This is a genomic window from Sphingomonas insulae, from assembly GCF_010450875.1.
In the GTDB taxonomy this organism is placed as follows: Bacteria; Pseudomonadota; Alphaproteobacteria; order Sphingomonadales; family Sphingomonadaceae; genus Sphingomonas; species Sphingomonas insulae.
In genome coordinates this window covers 536,234-560,696 of sequence record NZ_CP048422.1, presented here as the reverse complement: position 1 = coordinate 560,696, position 24,463 = coordinate 536,234, and the positions used below count along the sequence as shown (strand labels likewise).

The window sequence follows — 24,463 nt, the reverse complement described above, 5'->3', positions numbered from 1 at the left end:
GCGTCGTCGGCAACACAACACATCGGCGCCGTTTCGGGTCCGTTACGCCGAACGTCCGCCGGGAAGGGGTGCGGCACGTCGCCGACGGGTTCCAAGCGACACCGACATTGCGGCCGAGGGGAACCGACGCCGAAACCATCCATCCTTGGCACGTGCGGAGCGCACCGCTGGCTCAGTCTTCGTCCGGCCCCAGCGTAGCATCAAGGTCGCGCGGGCGGATATAGCGCGTCAGCCTCGCCGCGCCGACCGCCACGCCTTCCCAGCCGCCGATATCCAGCGTCATCTCCGCCAGCGTCGCGGTCGGATATTTCTGCTCCACCAGGGCGCGTAGGTCATCGTCCGCCATCTCCGGGACCAGCATCAGCACCAGATCTTCCAGCCCGGGATTATGACCGACCAGCAGCACGCGATCCGCATCGGTCGGCAGTTCGTGAATGACGTCGAGCAGTGTCGCCGCCGATGCCAGATAGATCCGCCGCTCCCACACCGGCGCCAGTTTGCGGCCATAACCCGCCTCGATCGCGTCCAGTGTCTCGCCGACGCGGATCGCGGGCGACGCGACGATATGATCGAACGCCAGGTTGAGATCGCGCAGGTGGCGTCCGACGGTCTGTGCGGCGCGCTTGCCCTTTGCGTTGAGCGGGCGGTCGAAGTCGCGGGTCACCGGATCGTCCCAGCCGGACTTGGCGTGGCGCAGCAGCGTCAGCGTCTTCAACCGGCGTCTCCGTGATCGATCGCGAGGGGCGCCTCTTGCCCCATCGTCTGCGAGAAGGAAAGCCGCGCCTGCACCCGCGCGACCGCCTCGTCGAGAGTCACGCGCGTGATCCCCAACCCCGGGGGAAAGGCGGACAGCAGGCGCGACGGCATCGCCGCCGACAGCATCACGAACGCGCCGCGATCGTCGGCGCGCCGGATCAGCCGCCCGAACGCCTGCGCCAGCCGCGCCCGCACGATCCGGTCGTCATAGGTCGATCCGCCCCCCGCCAGCCGCCGTGCACCATGCAGCACGCTCGGTTTGGGCCAGGGCACGCCCTCCATCACCACCAGCCGCAGCGATGATCCGGGGACGTCGACCCCGTCGCGCAGCGCGTCGGTGCCGAGCAGCGAGGCATGCGGATCGTCGCGAAAGATATCGACGAGGGTGCCGGTGTCGATCGGATCGACATGTTGCGCATGCAGCGGCAGGCCTTCGCGCGCCAGCCGGTCGGCGATACGGCCATGCACGCCGCGCAACCGCCGGATCGCGGTGAACAGGCCCAGCGTCCCGCCGCCCGCCGCCACGATCAGCCGCGCATAGGCATTGGCGAGCGCCGGCAAGTCGCCGCGCTTGACGTCGGTGACGATCAGCACCTCCGCATGCGCGGGATAGTCGAACGGGCTCTTCGCCTCGAACCGTGATGGCGCACGGGCAAGGTGCGGCGCACCAACGCGCGCTTCCGCCGTCTCCCAATCCCCGCCGCCGGTCAGCGTGGCAGAGGTGACGAGCGCGCCATGCGCCGGCTTCAGCACGATGTCTGCGAACGGCCTGGTCGGGTCAAGCCAGTGGCGATGGAGGCCGATGTCATATTCCCGCCCCTCGGCGCGATCGACCGCAAGCCAGTCGACATGCGCGGGATCGACCGGGCCGCCGATACGGGCGAGCAGCGACAGCCACGCCGCCACCGTCTCCGCCCGCCAACCGATAGAGGCGATCGCCCCCTCGACGCGCGCCCGTGCCGGCCCGTCCATCCAGTCGGGCGCCTCGGCGAGCACCGCCTCCAGCCGCCGCCCCAGCGTCACCAGCGGGCGCACCAGGGCATCGAGCGCGGCGGCCGCGGGGGCGGCGGCCTCGATCAATTCGGGTGTCGGTTCGGCGAGTTCGGTCTCCAGGCCATAGCCCGCATCACCCGGCTGCTCGGCGCGGGCATAGGTGAGCCCGCGGACCGCGGCGAGCAGATGCTCGATCGGCCCGAACGGCGCGCCTTCCGCGATGCGGCCGAGCCAGCCATCGGCGGCAAGGTGCCGCGCCGCCTCGATCGCGTCCTGGATTGCGATGCCGCCCTGCTCGTCATAGCTGGCGACATCGGACAGCCTCGCCTGAAGGCCCCGCCGCCGCCCCCGGCCGCCGCTTTCCGGACCCAGGATCCAACGGCGCAGCTCGATCGTCTCCTGGCCGGTCAGTGCGGTGGCGAACATCGAATCGGCCGCCTCGAACAAATGATGGCCCTCGTCGAAGACGTAGCGGGTCGGTCGCGTCGTCGTTTCGCGGCCACGCGCGGCATTGACCATGACCAGCGCGTGATTGGCGATCACGACATCCGCTTCCGCACTGGCGCGGGCGGCGCGTTCGATGAAGCATTTCCGGTAATGCGGGCAGCCTGCATAGACGCATTCGCCCCGACGGTCGGTCAGCGCGGCGGGGCCGTTGCGCCGGAACAGCGTCGGCAGCCAGCCAGGCAGGTCGCCGCCGACCATGTCGCCGTCCGCGCTATACGCCGCCCAGCGCGCGACCAGCTGCGCGAGGATCGCGGCACGACCCGCGAACCCGCCCTGCAACGCATCTTCCAGATTGAGCAAACACAGATAATTCTCGCGGCCCTTGCGGGTGACGACTTTCCGCCGGCGAATCGCGGCATCGGGATAGACGCGCTCGGTTTCCTTCGACAGCTGGCGTTGCAGCGCCTTGGTATAGGTGCTGATCCATACCGCGCCGCCGGCCCGCTCCGCCCACAGCGACGCGGGCGCCAGATACCCAAGGGTCTTGCCGATCCCGGTCCCCGCCTCGGCCAGCACCAGATTGGGGGCGTCGCGCATCGCACGCGGATTGAACGCATCGGTCGCCGCGGCGGCGAAGGCACGCTGGCCCAGCCGTTCCTCGGCACCGTGGCCGGTCAGATCGGCCAGCCGTGCCTCGGCGTCCGCGGCGGCGATCGTCGTGGACAAAGGCGCGGGCCGCGGCGCCTGTTCCTCCCATTCGGGCAGTTTCGCGAACAGCCAGCGTTCGTTGACCTGCGGCTTGGCGAGCAGCGGCCCGATCGCCGGCGCCCAGGGCCAGCGCAGCCGGGTGAGCGACTGTACCGCGGTCCATGCCCCTTCGCGCTCGGCCCAGTCGCCCTGCGGCACCGCGAGCAGCGCCGCCGCCGCTTCGAGCAGGAAGGCGGCGACATCCTCGTCCTTCGCCGGCGGCGACAGATCAACCGCGCGCGCCAGCCCCCTGGGGTCGGCACCGCAAAGCGCGCCGGATGCAGGAAGGCGAACAGTTCGAGCAGGTCGAGCCCGGACAGCTCGGGATAGCCGAGCCGCTGTCCGATGAGGGCCGCGTTAAGCAGGATCACCGGCGTATCGGCGGCGATGCGGATCGCCTCGCCCCGCCCGATCGGCCGCGTGCCCTCCGCGTTGGCGATCCAGATGCCGCCATGGCTGGCGTGAATGGCGGGATAGGGCGATCCGGACATGGCAACGGATTAGATCGACGGAACAGAATGGCAACCGCAATCCACACGACAACCCCGCATTGTGTGTGTCGCTCACCATGCGCTAGGGCGCGGGCATCATGACCGACACCGACCTGCGCCCGGAAAGCCTCCGCACCGCCGCCCTCGACTCCAAGGCTTGGCCCTTCGAAGAGGCGCGCAAGCTGTTGAAGCGCTATCCCGCCGCTGCGAATGGGGCGGGGGACAAGCCCGGCGGCGCGCCGATCCTGTTCGAAACCGGCTATGGTCCATCGGGCCTGCCGCACATCGGCACGTTCAACGAGGTCCTGCGCACGACGATGGTGCGCAACGCCTTCCACGCGCTGTCCGACCAGCCGACGCGGCTGATCGCGTTCAGCGACGACATGGACGGGCTGCGCAAGGTGCCGGACAACGTCCCCAACGGCGACATTCTGCGCGAACATCTCGGCAAGCCGTTGACGCGCATCCCCGACCCGTTCGGCAAGTTCGACAGCTTTGCCGCGCACAACAATGCGATGCTGCGGCAATTCCTCGACCGCTTCGGGTTCGACTATGAATTCGCCTCGTCCACCGAATATTACGAAGGCGGGCGGTTCGACGACGCGATCCGCGGCGTGCTGCGCGCCTATCAGGGCATCCTCGACGTGATGCTGCCGACGTTGCGCGCCGAGCGGCGCGGTACCTATTCGCCGGTCCTGCCGGTCAGTCCGACCAGCGGTATCGTGTTGCAGGTGCCGGTCGAGGTCGTCGATGCCGATGCGGGCACGATCGCCTTCGTCGACGAAACCGGCGAACGGGTCGTCCAGTCCGCGCTCGGCGGCCTGTCCAAGCTCCAGTGGAAGGTCGACTGGGCGATGCGCTGGGTCGCGCTTGGCGTCGATTACGAGATGGCGGGCAAGGATCTGATCGATTCGGTCACCCAGTCGTCGAAGATCGCGCGCGTGCTTGGCGGTCGCCCGCCCGAGGGGTTCAACTATGAGATGTTCCTCGATGAAAAGGGCGAGAAGATCTCCAAGTCCAAGGGCAACGGCCTCAGCCTCGAACAATGGCTGACCTATGGTCCCGAGGAGAGCCTGGCGTTCTTCGCCTATCGCGAACCGAAGAAGGCGAAGGCGCTGCACTTCGGCGTCATTCCGCGCGCGGTGGACGATTACTGGCAGTTCCGCGGCAATTACCCGACGCAGGATGTGAAGCAGCAGCTCGGCAATCCGGTCCACCACATCCATGACGGCAAGGTGCCGGCCGCGACGTTGCCGGTGACGTTCGGCCTGTTGCTCAATCTCGTCGGCGTGATGGGAGAGGCGAGCAAGGAGCAGGTCTGGGGCTATCTGCGCAATTACGTGCCCGATGCGACCCCGGAACGCGATCCCGAACTCGACCGGCTGATCGGCTATGCGCTGGCCTATGCCCGCGATTTCGTCGCGCCGACGCTGCACCGCCGTGCGCCCGAGGGTGTGGAAGTGGCGGCCTTGCAGCGGCTGGATGCCGACCTTGCGGCGCTGCCAGCGGATGCCAGCGCCGAGGACATCCAGAATATCGTCTACGAGATCGGCAAGACCGGGGGCTTCGAGCAGCTGCGCGACTGGTTCAAGGCGCTGTACGAGACGCTGCTGGGATCGGAACAGGGGCCGCGGATGGGCAGCTTCATCGCCCTATACGGGGTGGCGAACACCCGCGTGCTGATCGGCGAGGCGCTGGCCAAAGCCGGCTGAAGCCGCGGCACCGGCGAGGCGCCGGCTGGGGATCAGCGGTTGGCGCCGGGTTGCCAGAGCACGTCGCCGGCCGCGCCCGCGTTCACCATGCGCGCAGCGACGAACAACCAGTCGGACAGACGATTGAGATAGGCCAGCGCAGGTGCGTTCAATCCACCCGCCGCCACCGCACTGCGTTCCGCCCGCCGCACGATCGCACGGGCCAAATGCAGCGCCGCCGCAGCCGGATCGCCGGCGGGCAGGATGAAGCTGGTCAGGGGCGACAGATTGGCGTTCATCACATCGATCTCCGCTTCCAGTCGGGCCACCTGCTCCGGCAGGATACGTAGCGCACCCTCGATGCCGTCCGGCGTCGCGATATCGGCGCCGAGATCGAACAGGTCGTTTTGAATGACCAGCAGCGGCACAGATGGGACACGGGCGCCGAGCGCGGCCAAGGCCACGCCGATCGCACTGTTCGCCTCGTCGACGTCGCCGATCGCGGCCATCACCGCCGCCGCCTTCGATACCCGCGAGCCGTCGACCAGGCCCGTCGTCCCGGCATCACCGGTTCGGGTGTAGATGCGGTTGAGCTTGACCATCGGAAACGATCAGGTGCGACCGGCCATGAACAGGATCAGCACCACGATCAGGATCGCCAGCGCCTGGAAGAAGATGCGCATCTGCATCATCTTGTTCGATTTCAGCGACGCCGCCGAGGGACCATCGCCATTGCGCACCTGTGCGTGGCTTTCCTGCAGGAAGGCGATGACGCCGCGGACCAGTGCGACCACCGTCGCCAGCATCGCCGCGATCAGCAGAATGACGAGGAAAGTGTTCATAATACCTATCTAGGCATCGCGCGCGGCAAAGCCAATGGGAAGCCGCCCGGCGCGCAGATCGCCGGCGAGGGCGACACCATCGCGCCCCGCCGCGCGCAGGTCGGCCAGCGCCGGCGCTCCGTCGCGCTTGGCGAGCCGCGCGCCGTCCGGCCCGGTCAACAGCTGGTGATGATGATAGACCGGCGTCGGCAACCCGAGCAGCGCCTGGAGCAGCCGATGGATATCGGTCGCGCGAAACAGGTCGCGGCCACGCACCACGTCGGTGACGTTCTGTGCGGCATCGTCCACCGTCACCGCGAGGTGATAGCTTGCCGGCGCATCCTTGCGCGCCAGCACCACGTCGCCGAACGCCAGCGGTTCGGCATGTTGCCGCCCGGCCGCGCGGTCGATCCAGTCGAGCGGCCCGCCGCGCCGCGCCGCCTCGTCCATCGCCAGCCGCCATGCATGCGGCGTTCCGGACGCGATCCGCGCAGCCGCCTGCCCGGAACCGAGCAATCGGCAGGTGCCGGGATAGATCACGCCGTCGGGGCCGTGATGTGGTGCGCTGACGCTCGCCGCGATATCGGCACGGGTACAGAAACAGGGATAGAGCAGGCCATCGTCGCGCAGCCGGGCCAGCGCATCGGCGTATCGCTCCAGGCGCATCGACTGGCGCACCACGGCGCCGTCCCACGTCAGTCCCAGCCAGGCGAGGTCCTCGACGATCCCGGCGACATGCTCCTCGCGGCTACGGGTACCGTCGATATCCTCGATCCGCAGCAGGAAGGTGCCTTTGGCGGCGCGGGCATGGTCGTGCGCCCGGATCGCGGCATAGGCATGGCCGAGGTGCAGCCGCCCCGTGGGGCTCGGTGCGAAGCGCGTGACGACCGGGATTGCCGCGTTCATCGGCGGAGAGCCCGGCGCCCGCCGCAGACCACTTGACCGACGTCCGCTGCCCGTGCTGTCATACCAGCGTCACTCTCGTGGGCGACATGGCCTGCGGGTAATCCGTGGGAGGAGCCGTGTTTCATCCCGATCTGATCCGTCACCCCGATAGCTGCCCCGCGCTGGTGCTCAACGCGGACTATACGCCTTTGTCCTATTATCCGCTCAGCGTGTGGCCATGGCAGACCGCGATCAAGGCGGTGTTCCTCGACCGCGTCGACATCGTCGCGCATTACGAACGCGCCGTGCGTAGCCCGACCGCCGAGATCAAGCTGCCGTCGGTCATCGCGCTCAAGCAATATGTCCGTCCATCGGCATTTCCGGCGTTCACCCGCTTCAACCTGTTCCTGCGCGATCGCTTCGCCTGCCAATATTGCGGCATCGGGCGCGACCTGACGTTCGACCATGTCGTACCACGCGCGCAAGGGGGAAGGACGACGTGGGAGAATGTCGTCACCGCCTGTGCGCCGTGCAACCTCAAGAAGGGCGGGCGGACGCCGAAACAGGCGCAGATGCCCTTGTACGTCGAACCGATCCGGCCGACCAACTGGCATCTGCAGGAGCATGGTCGCGCGTTCCCGCCCAACTATCTCCACGACACATGGCACGACTGGCTCTATTGGGACGTTGAATTGGAAGCATGACCGAAGACCGAAGGGGGCCGTTTTTGCGCAATCTGATGATCGTGGCCGCGCTGGCGGCGCTGGCCGGTTGCGGCAGCGGGCGCGAGGACAAGGCGGCGCAGGCGGATGCCAATGCCGCGGATTTCGTGCCGCCGGCGGTGACCAGCCGCGTCGACTTCTCGAGCGCGATGGAGCGCCGGTTCCGCGAGCTAGACCGCAACGGCGACGACCGGTTGGACAAGACCGAACTCCCCCGCCAGAACAGCCGTCTGATGAGCCTGGACCGCGACAAGGACGGCGAGATCAGCCTGATCGAATGGGGCGAAGGCACGATCAAGCGCTTCGACCAGATGGACCTCAACCACGACGGCACCGTGACGTCCGAGGAAGAGAGCGAATGGCGCGCTGCACGTGCCGCCGGCCGCACCCCCGCCGCCGTCCCGACCACGCCGGTGCTGGGCGATACGCTGAGCAACAGCGGGACGACCGCGCGGTAACCGGTACGCGCCTGACCGCCCTGTTCGGCGGTGCGGTGAACGGCGGGGCCCGGACACGGCACCGCCAGCGGCATTCGGGAGGGGCGGCGAGGTGGCGTGTGCCTCATGTCGGACCGATACGCGTCGACCTGGCCGCCCACGTCAAACTGTTCCCACGATCATCCGCGTGATGACTTGGAGATACCGTTCCGAAGGAGCGCCGCCGGACCGATTCTCGCGTAAACCCCGCTTCTTCCCCGGAAACGCCATCTGCGGTTGACCCCGTACCTGCCGCAGCGCAGCATACCGGCATGGCTACCGTCGACCCCGCTTCGCTTCCCCCGATCGCCAACAATCCGGATGTCCGGTTCTTGGGGGCCAAGCTGGGCGACGTTATCCGCGCCTATGGCGGCGATGCGCTGTTCGAGGCGACCGAGGCGATCCGCCGCGCATCGGTGGAGCGCCATCGCGGCACCGGCAACGCCGATGCGGTGCAGGGCCATCTGCAGGACCTGAGCCTCGATGAAACGCTCGACTTCGTCCGCGGCTTCATGCTGTTTTCGATGCTCGCCAACCTTGCCGAGGATCGCCAGGGCGTCGCCGCCGAACACGGTGCCGACGTGGCCGCCGCGCTGGCGAGATTGGCGGGCGAGGGGATCGATCGCACCGCGGTCCAGCAATTGCTCGCCCATGCGCTGATCGTCCCCGTCCTGACCGCGCATCCCACCGAGGTGCGGCGCAAGAGCATGATCGATCACCGCAATCGCATCGCGCAACTGATGACGCTGAAGGATGCCGGGCGCGACGAGACGCCGGACGGCGATCGGGTCGAGGATGCGATCACCCGGCAGATCGCGCTGCTGTGGCAGACGCGCGTGCTGCGCCGCGAGCGCCTGTACGTCACCGACGAGGTGGAAACGGCGCTGTCCTACATGCGCGATGTGTTCCTGCCCGCGTTGCCCGCGCTCTACCAGCGATGGGACCGCGCGTTCGGCGAACGGGTGCCGAGCTTCGTACGCCCGGGCAGCTGGATCGGCGGCGACCGCGACGGCAACCCCTTCGTCACCGCCGATTCGCTCCGCACCGCGCTGGGCCGCGCATGCGAGGCGGTGCTCGGGTTCTATCTCGACGCGGTGCATGCGCTGGGCGCGGAACTGTCGATCTCGACGCAGCACGTGCCGGTCGACGCCGCGGTCGAGGCGCTGGCGGAGGCGAGCGGCGACACCGCCGAAAGCCGTTCCGACGAACCCTATCGCCGCGCCCTGTCGGGCATCTACGCGCGCCTCGCCGCGACGCATGTCCGGCTGACCGGCAAGGCGCCGCCGCGCCCCGGCCATCTGACCGGCGAGGCCTATGCCGACCCGCAGGCCTTCCGGGCCGACCTCGTCGCGATCGCGCATGGCCTGTCCACCGCCGGCGCGCTCAAGACCGGCGGCGCGCTAGGCCGGCTGATCCGCGCGGTCGAGACGTTCGGCTTCCACCTCGCTACGCTCGACCTGCGGCAGAACAGCGCCGTCCACGAACGCGTCGTCGCCGAACTGCTGAAGACCGCGGGGTGGAGGCGGATTATCTGTCACTCGACGAGGATGCGCGGGTCGCCTTGCTGCGCGGCGAACTCGCCCACGCCCGCCCGCTCGCCAGCCGCTTCACGACCTATTCCGACGAAACCGATTCCGAACTGAAGATCGTCCTCGCCGCGGCGGAGGCGCACGCGAAATACGGGCCGGCGTGCATCACCAACTATATCGTCTCGATGGCGCAGTCGGTGTCCGACCTGCTCGAGATCAACCTGCTGTTGAAGGAGGTCGGGCTGTACCGACCCGGCGAGGAACCGGGCGCGGCGATCATGGCGGTGCCGCTGTTCGAGACGGTCGGCGATCTGGAGGCCGCGCCCGCCATCATGACCGCCTGGTTCGCCCTGCCCGAAATCGCCGCCATCGCCGCGGCACGCGGGCACCAGGAGGTGATGATCGGCTATTCGGACAGCAACAAGGACGGGGGTTACCTGACCTCGACGTGGCAGCTGTCCAAGGCCTCGACCGCGCTAAAGCCGGTGTTCGAGGCGGCGGGCGTCGGCATGCAGCTGTTCCATGGCCGCGGCGGCGCGGTCGGCCGCGGCGGCGGCAGCGCCTTTGCGGCGATCCGGGCGCAACCCGCCGGCACCGTGCAGGGGCGCATCCGCATCACCGAACAGGGCGAGGTGATCGCCGCCAAATATGGCACCCGCGACAGTGCGATGACCAATTTGGAGGCGATCGCGTCTGCCACCCTGCTCGCCAGTCTGGAACCCGAACGGCTGTCGAATGCGGAGAATGACGAATTCTGCGGCGCGATGGACCGGCTGTCCGACACCGCGTTCCACGCCTATCGCGACCTCGTCTACGGTACCGAGGGCTTCCGGACCTTCTTCCGCCAGATGACGCCGATCGGCGAGATCGCCGGGCTCAAGATCGGCAGCCGGCCCGCCAGCCGCAAGAAATCGGACGCGATCGAGGATCTGCGCGCCATCCCCTGGGTGTTCAGCTGGGCGCAGGCGCGCGTCATGCTGCCGGGCTGGTATGGCGTGGGGCAGGCGCTGTCGGCGTTCGAGGACAAGGGCCTGCTCAAGGAGATGGCGCAGGGCTGGCCGCTGTTCGCCTCCAGCCTCGCCAACATGGAGATGGTGCTGGCGAAGTCGGATATCGACATTGCGGGCCATTATGCCGAGCTGGTCGAGGATGCCGGACTGCGCACGCGCATCTTCACCCGCATACGCGATGCCTGGCACCAGACCCACGACGGGCTGCTGGAGGTGACGGGGCAGGGCCGGTTGCTGGAAAAGCATCCCGCGCTCGACGCCTCCATCCGATTGCGCCTGCCCTATATCGAACCGCTCAACCTGTTGCAGATCGAGCTGATGAAGCGCCACCGCGCAGGCGAGGACGATCCCCGCATCGGCGAAGGCATCCTGTTGTCGATCAACGCGGTCGCTACGGCGCTGCGCAACAGCGGATAGCGCGCCGTACCCGTTGCTCTCGCGTGACGGCGCGTTTCGGCTATTGCGCGATTGCGCCGCTCAGTGGAAATCCCGCGAAGGCGGCAACACGCGGACATCGCGCGGGTGGCGACCGCGGGGGTCCTGGCTCATGATCGGCTTGGGGCGGATCACCTCATCGACCGGCAGCAGCGGCGTTTCGGCGTTATAGTCGGACGACAGGCGCCGCAGTTCGTCGGTGCGGTCGTACGCCTTGACCGTCATCAGATGGACGACGCCTTCCTCGCTGCGCTGGATCACGCCTTCCAGCACCAATAGCCTGGCCGCCATCACCGCGCGCCGGTTCGCCTCGAAATCGCGCGCCCACATCAGGGCATTGGTGACGCCGGTCTCGTCCTCGACGGTGATAAAGATCGCATTGCCCTTGCCCGGACGCTGGCGGACCAGCACCACGCCCGCCACCTTGGCCCGTCGCCCGTCCTTCGCCCGTGCCGCCTGCGCGCTCGACAGCGCGCCTTCCGCCGCAAAGACGGGGCGCAGGAATCGCATCGGATGATCCTTCAGCGACAGGCGCGTCGTCTGGTAATCGGCCGCGACCTGCTCGCTCGGCGGCATCGCAGGCAGGCGAGCGTCGACCTCCTCGCCCAGTTCCGGCGCCTCCGTCGCGGCAAACAGCGCGAGTTGGCGGGGCGGGGTCCGCCGCACCTCCCACAATGCATCGCGCCGGGCGATGGCGATCGAGCCGAACGCATCGGCATCGGCGAGCAGGTTGAGCCCGCGCGTCGGCAGTCCGCCCCGCGCCGCCACCATTTCGATCCCCGCAAACGGTATGTCGCCGCGCGCCTCGACCAATGCCGTTGCCCAGCTTTCGCGAAAGCCGTCGATCTGCCGGAAGCCGAGCCGGATCGCGAGGCTACCGTCGTCCAGCCGCTCCAGCGCATTGTCCCAGACGCTGGCGTTGACGTCGATCGGTCGCACCACCACGCCATGCTCGCGCGCGTCCTGCACCAGCTGCGCCGGCGCGTAGAATCCCATCGGCTGCGCATTGAGGATGGCGCAGCAGAATACCGCGGGGTGGAAGCATTTGAGCCACGACGACACATACACCAGCCGCGCGAACGACAGTGCGTGGCTTTCGGGAAAGCCATAGCTGCCGAACCCCTCGATCTGCTTGTAGCAGCGTTCCGCAAAGTCGCGCTGGTAGCCGCGGCGGACCATGCCCTCGACCAGCTTCTCCTCGAAATTCTCCATGCCGCCGACATTGCGGAACGTCGCCATCGCGCGGCGCAGCTGGTTGGCCTCGGCGGCGGTAAAGGCCGCCGCGACCATCGCGAGCTTCATCGCCTGTTCCTGGAACAGCGGCACGCCATAGGTTTCCTTCAGCAGGTTGCGCAGCTCGTTCGGGTCATTTGGTGGCGCAGGCGATGGGAATTCCGGCTTCTCCTTGCCCGCGCGCCGGCGCAGATAGGGGTGGACCATGTCGCCCTCGATCGGTCCCGGTCGCACGATCGCCACCTGTACGACGAGGTCGTACAATTTGCGCGGGCGCAGGCGCGGCAGCATGTTGATCTGCGCACGGCTCTCGACCTGGAACACGCCGATGCTGTCGCCCTTGCACAGCATGTCATAGACGGCGGGATGTTCGTCGTTGGCGATGGTGTCGAGCAGATGCGTGCCCAGGCCATGGTGCTGCATCAGGTCGAACGCCTTGCGGATGCAGGTCAGCATGCCGAGCGCCAGGATATCGACCTTCATGATCTTCAGTTCGTCGATATCGTCCTTGTCCCATTCGATGAAGGTGCGATCCTCCATCGCCCCGTGATGGATCGGCACGGTCTCGTCGAGCCGCCCCTGCGTCAGCACGTAACCGCCGACATGCTGGGACAGGTGGCGGGGAAAGCGGAGCAGCTTGTCGACCACGTCGCGGAGCCGCGCGATTTCCGGATTGTCGGTGCTGAATCCGGTCTCGTCGAAGCGACGCTGTTCGAAACGCTGCGAAAAGCTGCCCCATACGGTGCTGGTCAGCCGCTGCGTCACATCCTCCGACAGGCCGAGCGCCTTGCCCGCCTCGCGCACCGCACTCCTTGGCCGATAATGAATGACGGTTGCCGCGATCGCCGCGCGGTGGCGGCCGTAGCGACGGTAGATATACTGCATCACCTCCTCGCGCCGCTCGTGCTCGAAATCGACGTCGATGTCGGGCGGCTCGTTGCGCTCGGCGGACACGAAGCGCGAGAACAGCAGATCGTAGCGCATTGGATCGACCGAGGTGATGCCAAGGACGTAACAGACCGCCGAATTGGCGGCCGAGCCACGCCCCTGACAAAGGATCGGCGGCTCCACGGTGCGCGCGAAACGAACGATGTCGTAGACGGTCAGAAAATAATGAGCGTAGCCGCGCTCTTCGATCAGCGCGAACTCCTCGCGCAGCAGGTCCAGCAGCTTGTCGGGAACCCAGCCGTCATACCGCTCGATCGCGCATTGCCAAGTCAGATGCTCAAGCCATTCCTGCGCGTCCCACCCCGCCGGCACCGGTTCGTGCGGATATTCGTAGGCGAGGTCGGTCAACGCGAAGTCGATCCGGTCGAGGATCGCGACGCTCTCCGCCACCGCCCAGGGCGCGTCGGCGAATAGCCGCGCCATCTCGCCGCCGGATTTGAGGTGGCGTTCGGCATTGGCGGCGAGCCGACGCCCCGCTGCCTGGATCGTGGTGCCTTCGCGAATACAGGTGAGCACGTCGTGGAGCGGCCGGTCGCCGGGGTCCGCGAACAGCGCATCGCCGGTGGCAAGCAGCGGCACGCCCGCATGCCCCGCGATTCCCGCATGACGATGCAGCCGCCGCCGGTCGCGGCCGTCGCGCGGCATCGTCACCCCCAGCCACACCCGCGCCGGCGCTGCCTTCCCCAGGCGGCGGAGTGTTTCGGCCAGCCCCGGATCGCTGCGCCGTGGCGGCAGCATCGCACCGCCATAGGGTCGCGCAGGCCGTGCGCTCGATGCGGTCAGCACGATCAGCAGCAGGTCGTCGGCATGGCGCAGCAGGTCGCCGAAGCCGAGGATGCAATCGCCCTTCTGGCTGCGCAGGTTGCCGGTGGTCAGCAACCGCGTCAGTCGACCCCAGCCAGCACGCGTCGCCGGATAGGCGACGATGTCGGGCGTGCCGTCGGCGAACACCAGCCGCGCGCCGACGACGAGCTTGAAATCGATCGTTCCGAACCCGCCCTCGATCGCGCGTTCGCGGATCTCGCGCAGCGCCTTGTGCGCACGCACCACGCCCGCGACGGTGTTGCGGTCGGCGATGCCGATCCCGGCATGCCCCAGCGCGATGGCCTGCGCGACCATGTCCTCGCCATGGCTCGCGCCCTCGAGGAACGAGAAATTGGTCGCGGCGACGAGTTCGGCGAAGGCGGTCATGGGGGAGGGGAGCGGTCCACCGACGCCCCAGGTCCTCCGTCACCCCGGACTTGGTCCGGGGTCCACCGTGCGGCCAGCATATCGTGCGAGCCTCTTGCCGTATGTCGCGCCGCAGAGTGGACCCCGGACCAAGTCCGGGGTGACAAAAAGAGCGAATGAGGCGTTCGTCCCCCATCGCCACCGTATTGGCCAACCTTTTCCCTCACGCGAACAGCCCGTGCAGATACCAGCGTGGATGCTCCTGCTCGTCATACAGGCCGTGGCGGAAGATCCAGAAGCGCCGCCCGCGCCGGTCCTCGACACGGTAATAATCACGCGTCGGGATGACGGTATCGTGCCGCCGCCACCATTCGCCCGCGATCCGCTCCGGCCCCTCAGACCGCGCCACCTCATGTACCCGCCGCCGCCAGCGGAAGCGATGCGGCGGGCCGTCCGGCACCTCGGCCATCACGCTTTCGATACGCTGTGGCGGATCGAACAGGTAGATCGGACGCAGCGCTGGCTCACCTGCCTCCGCCTGCGGCCAGACGCCCGCGGGGGCATCGGCGGCGGCGGGCAGCATCAGCTCGGCCTGTTCGGGAATATGGCTGTCGCGCGGGGCAAAGCGCCGCACCCGTTCGCGCCCCAGCCGCGTCGACAATTGGTCGACCAGCTGCGCGACCTGATCCTGTCTCGCCGCGCCTCCTTCCAGCCGCAGCTGCGCGGCATCGAGTCGCTCGGCAAGCGCCACGTCAAGCCGGATCAGGTCGTAGCCATATCCCGGATCGAGCGGATCGGCGAGCGTATCGATCCGTTCGGCGAACAGCCGCATCAGCAGCGGTACGTCGCGCGTCGGCATGCCGGTTTCGATGCGCAGCGACTGGATATGCCCGTCGCTGCGGAACAATCGCGCTTCCCAGCGTCGCCCGCCCTGATGCCGCTCGGCCAGCGTCGCCGCCGCCTCTGCTGCCAGTTCCTCGATCACGTCGAGCGCATAATCGGTGTGTGCGATCGGTTCGGCAAAGCGGCGCTCGACCGCCACCGGCGCCACCCGCACCCGCGCCCGTACCGGCGCCTTGTGATCGCCCGACAGCCGCCGCACCGCGGTCGCCGCCTCCTCGCCGAAGCGCGCGGCGATTCCCGCCAGCGGCCGCGCCATCACGTCGCCGACCGTCTTCAGCCCGGCACGCGCCAGCGCCACCGTCGCGTCGTCGTCCAGTTCCAGCGCCACGACGGGCAAGCGCTTCACCGCGCGCGACTCGTCGGGTGCGGGCGCGCCGGCATAGCGTGCGAGCGCACGCGCAATCTCGGGCGTGTCGCCGAAGGCATGGCGCGCCAGGATCCCGCGCCGCGCCATCCGCGCCTCGACATCGGCCGCCAGCGGCCGTTCCCCCTCGAAGGCGTGGATGCACCCCGCGATGTCGATCACCAGCGCATCGGGCGGCATCAGCGCGACCGTCGGGCTGTAGCGCGTGCAGCCGTCCGCCAGCCGCTCCAGCCAGTCCATGTCGGCATGTGGATCGGCGGGAAACACCTCAAGCTCCGGCACCCGCGCACGTGCATCGGCAAGCGTCAGCCCCGGCCCCAGGCCGGCGCGCGCCGCCGCAAGGTCAGTGGCGGTCAGCCGCACGGCGTTGCCGATCGTCTCGGTAAAGGCGACCGGCGTCTCACCCCGTCCGGCGAACAGGTGCGGCCGGGTGGCGCGCAGCCGCTCGATCGGAAGCCACGGAAAGACCAGCGCCAGATAGCGACGCTCCACGGAAACTCTTGGCATCACGATCCCATTCCACGCGCCAGCGCTGCCCCGCGGGGCCTCCACGTCGGCGCAGACATTCGACGTCGAAGGCGGGCATGCCGGGCGCACCCGCTCCCCCGCCCTGATCCAGTGCTATCGACGGCACGGCGGTTACGCCCCAGCGCGTTGTCGCGGCGCTCGGCGTCGGTTGCGCCCCGATGCGCAGCGACAGGATGGTGACGCCAGAGGCCTCGGCGGCCAGCACCAGCCGCCGTGTCGCGGTAAGGTCGAATCCCGGCGCTCGGCCGACGCTTTCGACCAGCACGGTGCCAAGGCCGGCGCAGCGTGCCGCATCCGCCGCCGCGCGCAGCAGCGCCGTATCGTCGGCGACGACGCCCAGCACCAGCGAATCGGCGGCGAGGCCCAATTCGATCAGGCCGATCGCATGCAGCCGGCCCTGGCTACGCTCGCATGCCTCGGTGCGCAGCCACAACAGCGGCATTGCCCCCGCGGCGAGTGCGGCGGCGATGCCGAAGCCGGCACCACTCGGCCCATCGTCGTCCTCTACGGCATAGATATCATGCAGTTGCGCCCGCCCCAGACCGTCCGTCAGCCAGGCGTCGGCCGGCGCGGCCACCGCTTGCGCGGGATCCGTGCCGGCGGCAAGGCGCCGCAACTGGGCGATCAGGGCAGACGAGTCGGACATACATGTTCTTGTAATGTTCTATTTATCGAGTCGCCAAGCCTGAATCGTGTTGCTGTATTTTTGACTTAGGGGTTGCGGCCCTCAAAACACGCGGTTAAGAGCGCCCCTCACCCACCGACCAGCCGGTCGGACAGGCGCCAGAGCGGGCGTAGCTCAGGGGTAGAGCACAACCTTGCCAAGGTTGGGGTCGAGGGTTCGAATCCCTTCGCCCGCTCCAGCGACTTCCAAACCATTGGAAGTCCTCGCAAAACCGTCGAAGCGACGGTCCGGCACCAAGATCGTCCCCACTGATCGTCTACACAATGATGCCGGTCGAGGTGTCTCAACTCCTCGCAAATGCTCGGGAAACCGTGGTCAGGGCGTCTACACAAGGCGTCTACACAATCGACCGATTGGGCTCTGCTCGAAGCGTGGCATTTTCCATTATCGACGACGGGTGCCGACCGTCCTCCTGACGGTATGGGGAGGTCGGGAAGTGTGGCGTTCGCTCGACACCGATAGTTATGCGATGGCGCTTCGGCGCATTCACCGGGTCGCCGCTGACGTCGAAGCCGAGTTCGAGCAGGCCCGCTGTTCAATCGGTCGCGCGGTCGATCCCAAGCTGCTCGCCACCACGGATGGCGATCCGGCGATTTCGATGCCATCGACTTCGATTGTCTCGCCGCCCGCACCGCCGCCGAGCACGCGCACCATCGGCGATGTCTATGATCGCTTCATAGCCGATCCAAAGCATCAATGGAGCAAGCGCACACAGATCGCGCACGCGACGACCCGAAAATGGGTCATCGAAGTGTTCGATGAAGACACGCCACTCACTGATATTACGCGCGAAGGTTGTCGCGACTTCGTGGCCCTCCTGCGAGAGATGCCGAGAAGCGCGCATCAGCGGTACCCGGACATGACGGTCAGGGAGGTGATCGCTGCCGCAAAGATAAAGGGCGAGCGCCGCCTGATCAGCACCGCGAACCTCAACGCCTACATCAATCGGTTTGGAGGAGTGATGAACTGGGCGATGAACGAGGGCTATCTCGATCGTAATCCGCTCAAGGGGCTCAAGCTTCCCGACCCGGTGAGGAAGCGCGACAAGCGCAACCCCTTCTCGCCCGAACAGCTTCGGCGCATCTTCAATGCGCCGATCTACACTGGATGTCGGGACGACATGAACGGCTATGCCGTCCCCGGCGACCAGCGCCCCCGCCGTGCTCGATTCTGGGTGCCGTTGATTGCCTTATTCAGCGGGCTGCGGCTCAATGAGATTTGCCAGCTTGAGGTTTCCGACATTCCCGAGATAGACGGAATCCCGTGCTTTCGCGTGGCCTCTGGAGTTAGCCTGACTGGCGATGAGAAACGCGTGAAGACGAACGCGAGTGAGCGCATTGTGCCGGTTCACGACGAACTGGTCCGGTGCGGTTTTCTGGCGTTCGCTGTCTCTCAACGCCTATGCGGCGAAACGAACCTGTTCCCGGAGCTTCCGTTCGGCCATCTGGGTTACCGCTCCACTACCATATCGAGATGGTTCACGCGCTTTCTTGAAAACGCCGGAGCCGCTGCGCCGCTGACCTGCTTTCACAGCTTCCGGCACAACTTCCGCGACGGATTGCGCGAGGCGAAGATTGATCGCGATGTCGCATTCCTGCTCGGGGGCTGGACGACCGATGGCAAGGGGACCGTTGTGGCCGACAACTACGGCAGCGGATATCACCCGCGCGCGCTGGCCGAGGCGCTGAATGCCGTGCGGTTCCCGGTGCTCAACCTCGATCACCTCGCGGTGCTCGGGCTACGAAGTGAATCGCGGGCGTGACCTACCTTACTACCGGCGATAAGCTAACCCCGAAATCAGCAACTTGCCGCACTCGATCGGGGGATCAGGATGAACAAAGTGACGGCGGCATTCGCCGCGATAGCGTGGTTGGCTACGCTCGCGCTGGCGTTTGTCATTGGACGTGAAACGGTAAGCTCGCACGCTCCCGATCCATTGCCGTCACCTACAGTCAGCGCCGCCGCTGCTGCACCGACACCTCCGCCGTCCCCAACGCCAACACCTACCGCTTCGCCGACACCGAGCTACCCTCGATACTCAAGCACGATTCCAAGCGCCTTTCGTGGGCGTTGGGATGAGATCGTCAGCGATGGATGCGCGGAACGTGAGGCCCGGTTCAATCTGTTGGCGGCTACGATGTTCAATTTTGAGGTTGAGCAGAACGTATCGAGGGTGAAGCTCTACTCGCCCACTGAGATTGACATCGACGTAACCGGCTACGACGACGATAAGAACCAGTATAATGATACATGGTCACTCAAGCTTATAGATGGTGGCAAAACACTCACGGGACGGAAGGCGGGCGCGTCTAACTTCCGCAAGTGCCCCCGCCATACAGCCTCATGAGCGAGATCACCGTCCATACTCTCATTTACACGAAAGCCGATCTCGACCGCGCCCCGCCCGATGAGCGGTTATTCTTCCTTATGGCGTCCAGCGTTGCCAACGATACCCAAATGTTCAATAAGACGCTGGCAGTGATCCTTGAACAGGACGATGCGGGGCACCGGCTCATTAACCAAGGCAACTCAGCGTTCGGGTTAATGATTCTGCGGATGCTTACTGGGCGGCTCAACGAGGCTTGGAAGCTCGTTTCTAAGTTCTCTCGCATGATCAAGGCTAATTATCAGGCCAATCTTAGCGATGAGGCCCGCGAAGGTTTCAACTCAATTCTTGCCTACTTTGGCGGCAAGCGAAGCCTCATCCTTGATGTGCGCGACGGAATGGCGTTCCATCATCTACCTGAGCACGTCGAGGCGGCTTATCAGTCGCTCGATCCCGACGCGGATATCGGCGACTACCTACACCGGAGCATTGGAAACACGCTTTTCTACACCATTGAAATGCTACAGTATGAGACGTTAAAAAATCTCGCTGGCATGGGTAATCATATAGCGGCGCTTCATCAGCTAATCACCGACACTCGCGTTCAGACGGTGAACTTCAACTCTTTTATCTTCGGCTTCACCCTTGAGTTTGCTAAGCGCTATCTGCCGCACGCCCTCGATAGGCTTGCCGATGAGGCAGAAACTATTCCAGTGCCGCGCTTCGATGAGCTAAGCCTCCCCTATTTCTCACTCCTACCGGGTGCGAAATGATCGCTGAGGGCACTATCGATTGGGCCGGTCGCCACCCGCAAGGGCAGGTTCACGGCAAACCCCTCCATGATGTCACCAGCGACATACACGAATGGATAAGACAGGTTCGCGGCGGCATCATGGCTGGCGCGTTCGCGGTTGAGCGGATGCTTAGCGCGGCGATCATTCATTACTTTCTTGGCGGCAGGATGCGCGATCTTGAGGTTCAAGAGGCGTTCGATGAGGGCATCCTTCAGCGCCTGACGTTTGAGCGCCGCATATCGCTGGCGCTCATCATCGCCGCTAATTTTCTTGACCCTGCCGATTACAAAGATTTTGACGGAAAGCTCACGTCACTTCGCACCTTACGGAACGCGATGGCGCACAACCCCTTTTGGTTTCATCCTGAGTTTGATGATCAAGGCACGCTCATCAACATCGTGCCTGTGATAAAGCGCGGTAGGGCCGTGGTGCCGCTCACGACGGCGTTTATCGAAGAGCAGAATGAGGAGATCAAGCGCACGATCGACCTCGCCCAACGGCTTGTCGTTGCCGTTGTAGAGAAAGTTCAGAGCGAGTTCGTCGCCAACCTCCTGCCCGGTGACAGCACCCTATGACGATCAAACAAGACGCCGCGCGCGAAGCCGTCATAACCTTGGGGCTCCTTACCCCCGATGCCATTCCGACGATCGCAAGCCTGCTTGCCAACGATCTCAGTGAGCATCCCCGCGCGATTGCGACCCACTACCGCAAGGAGGGTGAGCAGATATCCGATGCCGAGAAGAAGTCGCTTGGCATTCGCCGCAATGGCTTCCTCTCACGCGCCGCGCTTGCCGAGATTACACCCGCTGGCCTCGCCGAGCCGCTGGCGGCGCATGAGATCACCCTTCTACGCGCCACCTTCACCCGGTTACGCCATGACCGCGTTGCTCAGGGCGAAGCGATGCGTGCTCATGCTGGACGCGGCTTCGTCGGATACCTTCACGACACGTTACATCGTGAATGCCCCGCCTGTAATCGCCTTGACGGACTGGTGACGGACGCGGCGAACGCCAAGATCATGCCGCCAAGCGATTGCGTGCCGGGTTGCTCGGCAAATTACGGGATAGGGCCTAAGATCGATTGGTTTGCGGATATCGACTGAGCATCAAGGGGATCATAGATGCGTATCATGGGCGCGTCGTTGGCGCTGAGCTTCATGCTGGCCGGTTGTGGCGGCTCTGAGGAGGAACCGGACGCATCCACAACGAAGACGGCGCAGTCGCCCGTTGTCGCCGAATCTATAGATTTTGCCGACAAGGATTGCGCCGCTCAGGGGCTTCCAATCGCGCTGGTGCTCAAGAACAACGGTTCGGAGGCAACGCGCTCAGTGTCATGGCACTTCGCCGTCAACCGGGTGAACCACTCCGACAACCTAACCGGCCTCGACATGGCGACGCCATTCACGGACGCGAACCGGCGAACCGATCGGATCATCGCACCCGGCGAGAGTTTCAAGGTTTGCTCATCCGCGCCAAGTATCGAGGGCTACGCACCCGATTCGAAGGAACTGGAATATCGAGTGATCCTCGATACAAAGTGAGCGCTTGAGATACCGGGGGATGGATAGGATGCGTTTCATTGCTGCGCCATTGGCGCTGAGCTTCATGCTGACGGCTTGTGGTGGCTCACCGACGCCGACCTCGCGCAACGACGCCGAAACCGGCGATATCGGCAATCTCATGAGCGATCCGTTTGCGAACGGGACACCTCCCGCCACAACGGTGGCAGCAACCACACCCTACGCCGTGGAGGCATGTAAGGCCGCGATAGCCGCGCTCAACGGGCGCGATCCGGCGACGATGAAGGGCAAGAAGCTCGCCGACGATCTCGTTCACGTCTCCTATATCCGCCCCGATGACGGGAAGCGCTGGCAATCGCGGTGCCGCATCGATGATGCGAACCACCTTACGTGGGCTCAGTTTGACGCTTTCGGCGACGGGCAGCAAGGCCGCTGGCGCACTGAGGATACCGTTGAGTTTAGCGTTGAAGGGAAGAGCCTTCATGTGAAAGTTTCGACTGAGGGCGAGCTTATGAGCGATGAAACTTACCCGCTTTCAAAGCTGAGTTAAGCCGGTGCGCGGATCGATGCTGAGCCCCAAATTCGACCAACTTGCGTGGATCGAGCCGTGCAGTGATACCTGACCACGGTTTCCCGAGCATTTGCGAGGAGTTGAGACACCTCGACCGGCATCATTGTGTAGACGATCAGTGGGGACGATCTTGGTGCCGGACCGTCGCTTCGACGGTTTTGCGAGGACTTCCAATGGTTTGGAAGTCGCTGGAGCGGGCGAAGGGAACTCAACAGGGCGCTTTTGAGCACCATCGTCGTGAGCCTGGTTCGACGCTGTGCGGAGGGCTTTTAAGCGTTGTTCGAGGCGTGCATTTATGGTCCGGATCGACAGTCCTGGTTCATCGTCCTGGAGAGCATTCAGAAGCACTGCTGGTGTGTCGGAAACTTGGCTCATGCTGGTCTCACGATGCGGCGGGCTGTGGCGGGCGATGGTGGGGCGTCAGGTTGGGTCCGGGGAATGATGTCACGCCGAGGTCGGGCCATGTGATCCACCGTTTGAGACCATCGCGCTGTATTGCGGCCTGAACAGCATGGATGATCCACTCCCGACACGCGTCTGTTGGCGCGTCAGCTTCATCGAGAGCATCGGGGTGGTGGAAATTCGAGGTGTTGATGTTGACCTCGGCTGATGTTTCACCGGTTTCGATGTGGGGGATGTGCCATGCGATGACGGCGGGTGCGGCTCGGATCGAAATTCGCACTGGATTTGCCACTTCGATCTCCACAAAGATGACCCGATGACGAAGGGGACGACTGAGACCGGCTATCGGAACCGCAATGGCCAGATCGTCATTCGCAGGACGGACTTGTCGGGCAACGACCACAACCAGATGACCTACGTTCTACGTTGTGACGGCTGTGGTCACGAGTATGGTTCGAACGGCTCCGACATCTTCCAGCGACGCTGCCCGGCCCATGGGGGTGCTGCGGGCTTACCAATATCCTCCTAAATCATCCGACGAGAAGATATCCTCGCAGGCGGTGTGGAAGCTTCCGTGTATACGGATCACGTAGCTCTCGTGCCTTTGCGTCCCAGACCATCCAGTGATGATATTCGTCGCCATCATCGTTGAGCATGACGAAGACGAGTGCATCACCGGTAAGGTCGTCCAAGACGGTTGAGCCGAATGGTTTTCGACGGCCTGCGTCAGGCTGTCGGCCAAGCTTTACGAGGGCCTGACGTGACCCCAGTCTTTCATCCAGCTGCGACCAGAGACCGACCGGTGTTGTTGCGCATGAGCGCAGTTGAAGCAATGGGCGGGGTTAACCCCGCCCATTGCTGTTCGAGCCCGGCAGCGAACGCAGCCGGGGTAGCGTAGCCTAGCGACGAGTGCGGCCGCTCGGTGTTGTAGTCGTCGACCCAGCGCGCCAGGATCGAGCGGGCCTGGCGAACCGTGAAGAATAGCGTCTCGTTGAGCAGCTCGTCGCGCATGCGACCGTTGAAGCTCTCGACGAACCCGTTCTGCGTCGGCTTGCCCGGCGCGATGTAATGCCACTCGACGCCCGCGTCGCTGGACCAGGCAAGCACCGCGTTCGACGTCAGTTCGGTCCCGTTGTCGCTGACGATCATCTTTGGCCTGCCACGTTCCGCGATCAGATCGGTCAACTCGCGCACGACCCGCCGGCCCGAAATCGACGTGTCCACCACTGCCCGAAGGCACTCGCGCGTCACGTCGTCGACGATGTTGAGCACGCGGAACCGTCGGCCAGTGACGAGCTGGTCGTGCACGAAGTCCAGGCTCCAGCGCTGGTTGGGGAGCGCCAGCACCGGCGCAGGTGCCCGCGCGCCACCGGCGCGCCTTCGTCCCTTCCGGCGCCTGACCGTCAGCCCTTCCTCACGGTAGAGCCGCTGGGTCTTCTTGCGGTTGATCGTGATGCCGTCCCGGCGCAGCAGGATGTGCAGCCGTCGATAGCCGAACCGTCGGCGCTGCTGCGCCAGCTCGCGCAGACGCGACCGAAGGTCGCCATCATCTGCCCGGCACGAGCGATACCGCATGCTCGTGCGGTCCGCCCCGACGACAGCACACGCCCGCCGCTCGCTCATCCCCAACGTCGCCTGGAGATGCGCAACCGCTTGTCGCTTCGCGGCGGGCGTCACCACTTTTTTGACAGCAGGTCTTTCAACCCCGCGTTGTCCAGCATCGTGTCCGCAAGCAGCCGCTTGAGCCGCGCGTTCTCCTCTTCAAGCGACCTCAGACGCTTCGCGTCAGATACCTCCAGGCCGCCGAACTTCGCCTTCCATGCATAGTAGGTCGCGCTCGACATGCCGTGCTTGCGGCACAGTTCCGTCACCACCGCACCCGCCTCGGCCTCCTTCAGGATGCCGATGATCTGCTCTTCCGAAAACTGCTTCCGCTTCATTCCGTCCGTCCCTTCGAGGGGCCGGTCTCTAGGTCCAGGTGGATGAAGAAACGGGGGTCACGTCAGGCATCACGAAG

19 protein-coding genes, 1 tRNA gene and 2 pseudogenes are annotated in these 24,463 nt (G+C 65.6%); 12 read left to right on the top strand and 10 right to left on the bottom strand.

The window, feature by feature from the left end; all coding sequences use genetic code 11:
• Positions 1-172: 172 nt before the first annotated feature.
• Together GTH33_RS04205 and GTH33_RS04200 are read right to left on the bottom strand one after the other, a co-directional pair.
• Positions 173-715: a SixA phosphatase family protein gene (locus tag GTH33_RS04205; protein ID WP_163957225.1), complete on the bottom strand. Its 543-nt coding sequence runs from the start codon at positions 713-715 to the stop codon at positions 173-175.
• A pseudogene (locus GTH33_RS04200) lies at positions 712-3,332 on the bottom strand (ATP-dependent DNA helicase). The gene GTH33_RS04205 and the pseudogene GTH33_RS04200 overlap by 4 nt, the downstream one beginning before the upstream one ends.
• A 200-nt stretch (positions 3,333-3,532) precedes the next feature.
• Here GTH33_RS04200 and GTH33_RS04195 point away from each other — a divergent pair.
• Positions 3,533-5,146, top strand: a complete 1,614-nt coding sequence (locus tag GTH33_RS04195) for a lysine--tRNA ligase (RefSeq protein WP_163957224.1) — start codon at positions 3,533-3,535, stop codon at positions 5,144-5,146.
• Between the two features lie 32 nt (positions 5,147-5,178).
• Here GTH33_RS04195 and GTH33_RS04190 read toward each other — a convergent pair whose 3' ends face one another.
• From GTH33_RS04190 to gluQRS, 3 genes are read right to left on the bottom strand one after another with little or no spacing between them, the layout of a single operon-like run.
• Positions 5,179-5,727, bottom strand: coding sequence for a cob(I)yrinic acid a,c-diamide adenosyltransferase (locus GTH33_RS04190; RefSeq protein WP_163957223.1), 549 nt, complete (start codon positions 5,725-5,727; stop codon positions 5,179-5,181).
• Positions 5,728-5,736: 9 nt separating this feature from the next.
• Positions 5,737-5,967 carry a twin transmembrane helix small protein gene (locus GTH33_RS04185; protein ID WP_163957222.1) on the bottom strand — a complete coding sequence of 77 codons (231 nt, stop codon included), beginning with the start codon at positions 5,965-5,967 and terminating at the stop codon, positions 5,737-5,739.
• 9 nt (positions 5,968-5,976) lie between these two features.
• Complete coding sequence (gluQRS, locus tag GTH33_RS04180) at positions 5,977-6,852, bottom strand: tRNA glutamyl-Q(34) synthetase GluQRS (protein WP_163957221.1); 876 nt, start codon at positions 6,850-6,852, stop codon at positions 5,977-5,979.
• 116 nt (positions 6,853-6,968) lie between these two features.
• Between gluQRS and GTH33_RS04175 the strand changes: the two genes are divergently transcribed.
• The 3 genes and pseudogenes from GTH33_RS04175 (at position 6,969) to ppc (ending at position 10,985) form a co-directional block, all read left to right on the top strand.
• On the top strand, positions 6,969-7,535 hold the full coding sequence (locus GTH33_RS04175) for an HNH endonuclease (protein WP_163957220.1): 567 nt from the start codon (positions 6,969-6,971) through the stop codon (positions 7,533-7,535).
• Entirely contained in the window at positions 7,532-8,011 is a 480-nt protein-coding gene (locus tag GTH33_RS04170; RefSeq protein WP_243848348.1) for a CREC-EF hand family protein, read from the top strand. The genes GTH33_RS04175 and GTH33_RS04170 overlap by 4 nt, the downstream gene beginning before the upstream one ends.
• A gap of 290 nt (positions 8,012-8,301) precedes the next feature.
• A pseudogene (gene ppc, locus GTH33_RS04165) lies at positions 8,302-10,985 on the top strand (phosphoenolpyruvate carboxylase).
• A gap of 60 nt (positions 10,986-11,045) precedes the next feature.
• On the opposite strand, the gene GTH33_RS04160 reads toward ppc, so the two are convergent.
• The 3 genes from GTH33_RS04160 to GTH33_RS04150 form a co-directional block, all read right to left on the bottom strand.
• Positions 11,046-14,375 carry an error-prone DNA polymerase gene (locus GTH33_RS04160; protein ID WP_163957219.1) on the bottom strand — a complete coding sequence of 1,110 codons (3,330 nt, stop codon included), beginning with the start codon at positions 14,373-14,375 and terminating at the stop codon, positions 11,046-11,048.
• Positions 14,376-14,577: 202 nt separating this feature from the next.
• Entirely contained in the window at positions 14,578-16,128 is a 1,551-nt protein-coding gene (locus GTH33_RS04155; RefSeq protein WP_208404104.1) for a Y-family DNA polymerase, read from the bottom strand.
• Positions 16,022-16,795: a hypothetical protein gene (locus tag GTH33_RS04150; RefSeq protein WP_163957218.1), complete on the bottom strand. Its 774-nt coding sequence runs from the start codon at positions 16,793-16,795 to the stop codon at positions 16,022-16,024. The genes GTH33_RS04155 and GTH33_RS04150 overlap by 107 nt, the downstream gene beginning before the upstream one ends.
• 142 nt (positions 16,796-16,937) lie before the next feature.
• On the opposite strand from GTH33_RS04150, the gene GTH33_RS04145 reads away from it, so the two are divergent.
• The 8 genes from GTH33_RS04145 (at position 16,938) to GTH33_RS04110 (ending at position 22,023) form a co-directional block, all read left to right on the top strand.
• Positions 16,938-17,012 (top strand) — tRNA-Gly (locus tag GTH33_RS04145).
• Between the two features lie 219 nt (positions 17,013-17,231).
• Entirely contained in the window at positions 17,232-18,596 is a 1,365-nt protein-coding gene (locus GTH33_RS04140; protein WP_163957217.1) for a site-specific integrase, read from the top strand.
• A 69-nt stretch (positions 18,597-18,665) separates the two neighbouring features.
• On the top strand, positions 18,666-19,181 hold the full coding sequence (locus tag GTH33_RS04135) for a hypothetical protein (protein WP_163957216.1): 516 nt from the start codon (positions 18,666-18,668) through the stop codon (positions 19,179-19,181).
• Positions 19,178-19,933, top strand: a complete 756-nt coding sequence (locus GTH33_RS04130) for a hypothetical protein (RefSeq protein WP_163957215.1) — start codon at positions 19,178-19,180, stop codon at positions 19,931-19,933. Before GTH33_RS04135 ends, GTH33_RS04130 begins: the two co-directional genes overlap by 4 nt.
• Positions 19,930-20,529, top strand: a complete 600-nt coding sequence (locus GTH33_RS04125; RefSeq protein ID WP_163957214.1) for a hypothetical protein — start codon at positions 19,930-19,932, stop codon at positions 20,527-20,529. The genes GTH33_RS04130 and GTH33_RS04125 overlap by 4 nt, the downstream gene beginning before the upstream one ends.
• Positions 20,526-21,056: a hypothetical protein gene (locus GTH33_RS04120; RefSeq protein ID WP_163957213.1), complete on the top strand. Its 531-nt coding sequence runs from the start codon at positions 20,526-20,528 to the stop codon at positions 21,054-21,056. Before GTH33_RS04125 ends, GTH33_RS04120 begins: the two co-directional genes overlap by 4 nt.
• A gap of 18 nt (positions 21,057-21,074) precedes the next feature.
• Positions 21,075-21,494 carry a hypothetical protein gene (locus GTH33_RS04115; RefSeq protein WP_163957212.1) on the top strand — a complete coding sequence of 140 codons (420 nt, stop codon included), beginning with the start codon at positions 21,075-21,077 and terminating at the stop codon, positions 21,492-21,494.
• A 28-nt stretch (positions 21,495-21,522) separates the two neighbouring features.
• Positions 21,523-22,023, top strand: a complete 501-nt coding sequence (locus GTH33_RS04110) for a hypothetical protein (protein WP_163957211.1) — start codon at positions 21,523-21,525, stop codon at positions 22,021-22,023.
• A gap of 403 nt (positions 22,024-22,426) precedes the next feature.
• On the opposite strand, the gene GTH33_RS04105 is transcribed toward GTH33_RS04110, so the two are convergent.
• Both GTH33_RS04105 and GTH33_RS04100 read right to left on the bottom strand, forming a co-directional pair.
• Positions 22,427-22,750: a hypothetical protein gene (locus GTH33_RS04105; RefSeq protein ID WP_163957199.1), complete on the bottom strand. Its 324-nt coding sequence runs from the start codon at positions 22,748-22,750 to the stop codon at positions 22,427-22,429.
• A 470-nt stretch (positions 22,751-23,220) separates the two neighbouring features.
• Positions 23,221-24,386, bottom strand: a protein-coding gene (locus tag GTH33_RS04100) for an IS3 family transposase (RefSeq protein ID WP_163957038.1) whose coding sequence is annotated in 2 segments (ribosomal slippage) — positions 23,221-24,125 and positions 24,125-24,386 — 1,167 coding nt in all. Because the reading frame shifts where the segments join, the coding sequence is not laid out codon by codon here.
• Between the last annotated feature and the right edge of the window lie 77 nt (positions 24,387-24,463).